Here is a 5,159-nt window from a genome sequence, read left to right as displayed (position 1 = left end):
GTGTCTGCCTCGTCGGGCCGGAAGTCCCCCGGCAGCACACGCGCGAAAGTCAGCACGTCGACGGCACTCGCCCCGCCCTTCTTGAGCGCGCGGGTGACCGCCGCAACGGTGGCGCCAGTGGTGTAGACGTCATCAACGACCAGCACCCGCTTGCCCCTGATATCAATCTCGGCCTCAGGCGGCACAGCGAAGGCCGCCCGCACATTGTCTTCGCGCTCGCGCTGGCCGAGGCCGATCTGCTGGCGCGTGCGCTTGACGCGGCGCACAGCGGTCGGCGCGAAAGGCACAGCGGAGAGCGATGCAATGGTGCGGCCAAGCTCCGCCGACTGGTTGAACTGGCGCCAGAAGAAGCGGCGCCAATGCAGCGGTACCGGCACAACGACTTCGGCGTCGGCGACGAGCTCGGCACCCGCGCGCAGCATCCAGCGCGCCATCCATGGCGCGAGGTCGGTGCGGTCATGGAATTTCAGGCCCTGCACCATGCGGCGGGCGACACCGGAGTAAGCGACAGCGGCGCGTGCCCTGGCAAAGGGCGGTGGGTCGGCGATGGCTTCTGCGGAGAGGAAGCCAGCGCCGAAATCATGGCTGAACGGCGTGCCCATCACCTCGCACCACGGCTTTTCAAGAAACCGCAGTTTTGGCCAGCACGCGCCGCATAGGGCGCCGGGCTGCGTGACCTGACGGCGGCAACCAGCGCATACCGGCGGAAACAGCATCCGCGCCGGCCATGCGGCGACTGACAAAGCGAGGCTCTTGATCTCCGGCATCGGATCGGCCACGACAGTTTGAGGTCGGGCGACCATAACAGAAACCCGGCGAACAAGGACATCCTGACGTGCAAGCCATTTTCGACGCCAATCTCGTGATCGCGCACCGCCGGCGCGCATTGGCGCAAGGCACAGCCGGCGCCGACTTCCTGATGGCGCGGGCGGCGGAAGACCTCACTGAGCGGCTTTCGACTGTCGAACGCAAATTCGAGCGCGGCGCGGCGATCTTTTCGGTCAGCCCAGCGGCGACAGCGGTGCTCGCCGCAAGCGGCAAGGTCGCCGAACTGGTTCGCGTCGAGGCCGACAAGAGCTTTCTCGGCGGTGGGCCGGGTATCGTCTCCGATCCCGAGACCATCGCGCTGGAACCGGCAARCAYCGATCTCGCCGTGTCGCTGCTGGCGTTGCAGGAAGCCAACGACATTCCCGGCCAGCTGATCCAGATCAGACGCGCGCTGAAGCCGGACGGGCTGTTTCTCGGCGTTCTGGCGGGAGCTGGCACGCTCGTCGAGTTGCGCGAAAGCCTACTGGCGGCGGAAACGGAGATATCCGGCGGTGCCAGCCCGCGCGTCATTCCTTTCACCGACGTTCGCGATGCCGGCGGGCTGTTGCAGCGGGCCGGATTTGCCCTGCCCGTCGCCGATGTCGACACGGTAACGGTGCGCTACGATACGATGTTCGGGCTGATGGCCGATCTCAGGGCGATGGGGGTTACCAGCTCGCTTTCCGACCGATCGCGCAAGCCGGCGACACGGCGGCTGTTCCAGCGTGCTGCCGAGATTTATGCCGAACGCTTTTCGGACCCTGACGGGCGCGTGCGGGCAAGCTTTTCGTTCATCTGGCTGTCGGGATGGGCGCCTGATCCCTCGCAGCAAAAGCCGCTCAAGCCGGGTTCAGCGCAGGTATCGCTCGCCAAGGTGCTCGGCGAGGAAGGCAAGAAGTAGCGTCAATCACTTCAGCGCTTTTTGAATCTCGCTGTTGTTGTCGCCCCAAAGGAATTCCAGCTGGCTCGCAAGTTGCCCGAAGCCACCGACAATAGCCACCGCGATCAGGGTTGCGATCAACCCGTATTCGATCGCCGTGGCACCCTTTTCGTCCCCCAGAAATCGCCAGATCATCGGTCGCGCCCACCCCTCTCGTTGGAGAAACCATAGCTTTGACAGATTAAGAAAGGTTAATGGCGTAGGCTTAACGTGTGATGAAGCAGCAAGCGCATCGGAATCGACTTTCGAAAAGCACGATGCGCAGATTCAAAGACTTGGAGCGTCGTCAGCACTGACCGCTGCGCGCGCCGCTCTCCGAGATGATGCAAACCGATTGGGGCGATTTCTGCAGCACGCTGCGACGCAGCGTATAGCTCGAGTTGCGGCTAATCGAGCCCGTGGGGGTGTAGTCGAGCCCATCGAACCGCACCTGGCCGACCTGCATACGCGCCTTGCCATCGAGATAAGGCGTAGCGATAAGCGCAAGGGCGATTGCGGCAAAACCAAACAGCAACGCGACACGCAGGATGCCAGCGCTCGCCCTGACGGCCGAAGACTGGCGCTCGGGGCGGATCAGGTCCCACTCCTTGTCAGCCTGCATAGGCGAAGCCCCCCAACGCCGTGTCGATGCGCAGCCGATCACAGCCGGCAGCCATTCAATTTTTCACGATTGGATGAACTTTGCCTTAACGCTGGCTAATATGGCCAGGTCACAATAGATCGATGAGGAACGGGATCAGCGGCTCGTCGGCAGGCGGCATGGGGTAGTCCCGCATCTGCTTCGGCCGCACCCACTTCAGCACCTGGCCCTCCCTCGGCTCGGGGATGCCCCAGAAGCGGCGACAGACATAAAGCGGCATCAACAGATGGAAATCGTCGTAGGTGTGGCTGGCAAAGGTCAGCGGTGCGAGGCAAGCCGCTTTGGTCTCGATACCGATTTCTTCAAGCAGTTCGCGGACGATCGTTTGCTCGGGCGTTTCGCCCGGTTCGACCTTGCCGCCGGGGAATTCCCACAGGCCAGCCAGCGATTTGCCTTCAGGTCGCTGGGCCAAAAGCACGCGTCCGTCGGCATCGACAAGCGCGCAAGCCGCCACCAGGAGCAGGCGTTTTCCCTGTTCGGTCAAATCAGGCCTCCGGCGGGCGGCGATAGTGGTAACGATAGACTTCCTTGAAGCCCATCTTGGTATAAAGGCGAATGGCGCCTTCGTTGGCGGCCTCGACCTGCAACCAGGCCTGACGGGCACCCCTCAGGCGCGCCCATTTCAGCGCAGAGAGGATCAGCCGGCGGCCAAAGCCCTTGCCGCGCTCGGCTTCGGTGGTGGCAATCTCGAACAGGCCGGCAAGATCGTTGTCGTGGACGCAGATCACTGATGTCACCGGCTGCTCATCCTGCTCCAGGACGAAGAGGCCGGCCTCCGGCTGGATCGCGCCGATGATCTCGGACAGGCCAGGTCTCAGCGACGCATCGATCCCGTGCACCGCCATGGAGGCGCTGACAAAGCGGCCGATGTCCTTGAGCGGGATCTGGTCCATCGCGTGGTCGACGAGGCCATCGTCAAGCGACAGCCGCATGACCAGCGATTCCGAAAAGGTGGTCCAGTGCTCGCGATCGAGATGGGCAGCGATCGCTGGCCCAGACAAAGGCGACATGCGGAAGGTGAGCGGCCGGCCATAGGCCTCGAAGCGGCGGCTGGCACGCGCGATACGGTCGGGAATGCTGCGGATGTCGGCGGGGTCGAGCGGATTGACCGAATTGAGCCGCTTGGCCGGGTGGCCCGCGGTCAGCCTGACCAGCCAGGTGCCGTCATAGTGGACAGCCGCCGCCGGCCAGGCGCGAAAACCCGCCGCTTCGTAGCGGCGGACGATTGCGAGTTCGTGCGACGGACGGTTCTGGTTCACGTGGGCTATCAGCTCCGGTAGTCGCCGTTGATGGCGACATATTCCTTGGTCAAGTCGCAGGTCCACACCGTCGCCTTGCCGCGACCGATACCGATGTCGGCGCGGATGACGATGTCATCGCCCTTCATATAGGCAGAGGTCGCCGCTTCCGAATAGCTCGGATCGCGCTCGCCATTGTGAGCAAGGCGGTTGTCGCCGAACCAGATCGACAGGAGGTCGCGGTCGGCCGGCTCACCGGCTTTGCCGACGGCCATGACAACGCGGCCCCAATTGGCATCTTCGCCGGCAACCGCTGTCTTGACCAGCGGCGAATTGGCGATGGACAGCGCGATGCGCTTGGCCGAGCGCGCCGACTTGGCACCGGTGACAGTGACTTCGACCTGCTTGCGTGCGCCTTCGCCGTCGCGCACGACCTGGAGGGCGAGCGTCTTGAGCATCTTGTTGAGCGCACGGCGGAACGAGGCGAGCCGCGCGTCCTTCGGATCGGAAATCTTCGGCGCGCCGCGCTTGGCCGCAGCACCGGTGGCAAACAGCATCAGCGTGTCGCTGGTCGAGGTGTCGCTGTCGACGGTCACCGCATTGAACGTGCTGGCAGTGCCACGCGACAGCATGTCCTGGAGCACTTCAGCTGCAATCGGAGCGTCGGTGGCGACGAAAGACAGCATGGTCGCCATGTCAGGTGCGATCATGCCGGCACCCTTGGCGATGCCGTTGATGGTGACGTCTGTATCGCCGAGCTTGACTGTCGCCGTGACCACCTTGGGATAGGTGTCGGTGGTCATGATGGCCTTGGCGGCCTCGGTCCACTGGTCGGGCCTTGCATCCTTGACCATGCCGGACAGCAGGTGGCTGAATTTGCCGGCGTCGAGCGGCTCGCCGATCACGCCCGTCGAGGCGAGGAAGACATCGCCTGGCGTGCAGCCGGCGGCCTTGGCCGCCGCCTGGCCGGTCAGCGTGGTGGTCTCGCGACCTTTCTTGCCGGTAAAGGCGTTGGCATTGCCCGAATTGACGACCAGGATGCGCGCCTTGCCGCCCGAAAGGTTCTCCCGGCAGAAGTCGACCGGTGCCGAGGGGCATTTGGAGCGGGTGAACACGCCTGCTGCCGCAGTCCCCTCGTCGAACACCATGGCGAGCACGTCGGTGCGACCCTTGTACTTGATGCCGGCCTCGGCGGTCGCGATGCGCACGCCTTCAATGGCGGGCATCTTGGGGTATTTCTTTGGTGCGAGCGGGGAAACGGTAGTCGACATGAGGAACCTCTGCGGGCTCGGGAAACGGTGAATGCAGGCCCCGTTTGCCCGATAGCGCGAGGCTTCGCAAGGCGTTTTCACCTCACTAAGACGTGGTCCACCTCAATGCACTGCTGGATTAAGGAAGCTGCGGAACAGGCGCTGGATGGCAGGGATCAGACCCCAGATTATCGTAGCCACCATCAGCGGGGCGATCAGAAGCGTACGCTGCCAGATCGACCATCCATCGGTCAAAGGCATGATGACGTAGAGAAGTGCGGTGA

7 protein-coding genes are annotated in these 5,159 nt (G+C 63.8%); 1 reads left to right on the top strand and 6 read right to left on the bottom strand.

Features of this window, described 5'->3' with window-relative positions:
• Positions 1 to 779 (bottom strand): ComF family protein (locus AC1DUU_RS22355; RefSeq protein ID WP_476785583.1); only part of this gene is annotated, 779 nt, incomplete at its 3' end.
• Positions 780 to 835: 56 nt separating this feature from the next.
• On the opposite strand from AC1DUU_RS22355, the gene AC1DUU_RS22350 reads away from it, so the two are divergent.
• Positions 836 to 1,708, top strand: coding sequence for a methyltransferase domain-containing protein (locus AC1DUU_RS22350; RefSeq protein WP_476785582.1), 873 nt, complete (start codon positions 836 to 838; stop codon positions 1,706 to 1,708).
• Between the two features lie 6 nt (positions 1,709 to 1,714).
• Here AC1DUU_RS22350 and AC1DUU_RS22345 read toward each other — a convergent pair whose 3' ends face one another.
• The 5 genes from AC1DUU_RS22345 to argJ form a co-directional block, all read right to left on the bottom strand.
• Complete coding sequence (locus AC1DUU_RS22345; protein ID WP_476785581.1) at positions 1,715 to 1,882, bottom strand: Flp family type IVb pilin; 168 nt, start codon at positions 1,880 to 1,882, stop codon at positions 1,715 to 1,717.
• A 151-nt stretch (positions 1,883 to 2,033) separates the two neighbouring features.
• Entirely contained in the window at positions 2,034 to 2,348 is a 315-nt protein-coding gene (locus tag AC1DUU_RS22340) for a hypothetical protein (protein ID WP_476785580.1), read from the bottom strand.
• A 109-nt stretch (positions 2,349 to 2,457) separates the two neighbouring features.
• Positions 2,458 to 2,871 carry a (deoxy)nucleoside triphosphate pyrophosphohydrolase gene (locus AC1DUU_RS22335; protein WP_476785579.1) on the bottom strand — a complete coding sequence of 138 codons (414 nt, stop codon included), beginning with the start codon at positions 2,869 to 2,871 and terminating at the stop codon, positions 2,458 to 2,460.
• 1 nt (position 2,872) lies between these two features.
• Positions 2,873 to 3,646 carry a GNAT family N-acetyltransferase gene (locus tag AC1DUU_RS22330; RefSeq protein WP_476785578.1) on the bottom strand — a complete coding sequence of 258 codons (774 nt, stop codon included), beginning with the start codon at positions 3,644 to 3,646 and terminating at the stop codon, positions 2,873 to 2,875.
• A gap of 8 nt (positions 3,647 to 3,654) precedes the next feature.
• The gene (argJ, locus tag AC1DUU_RS22325) at positions 3,655 to 4,896 is read right to left on the bottom strand and encodes a bifunctional glutamate N-acetyltransferase/amino-acid acetyltransferase ArgJ (RefSeq protein ID WP_476785577.1); all 1,242 of its coding nucleotides are present in this window, start codon (positions 4,894 to 4,896) and stop codon (positions 3,655 to 3,657) included.
• Between the last annotated feature and the right edge of the window lie 263 nt (positions 4,897 to 5,159).

Source organism: Aminobacter sp. P4_H6_2 (assembly GCF_056400805.1).
The sequence above is the reverse complement of the archived record's forward strand: the minus strand, read 5'-3'. Positions and strand labels throughout refer to the sequence as shown.

Coding starts and splice junctions, on each gene's coding strand:
- argJ (WP_476785577.1), bottom strand. CDS start 4,896: ATGTCGACTACCGTTTCCCCGCTCGCACCAAAGAAATACCCCAAGATG.
- AC1DUU_RS22340 (WP_476785580.1), bottom strand. CDS start 2,348: ATGCAGGCTGACAAGGAGTGGGACCTGATCCGCCCCGAGCGCCAGTCT.
- AC1DUU_RS22345 (WP_476785581.1), bottom strand. CDS start 1,882: ATGATCTGGCGATTTCTGGGGGACGAAAAGGGTGCCACGGCGATCGAA.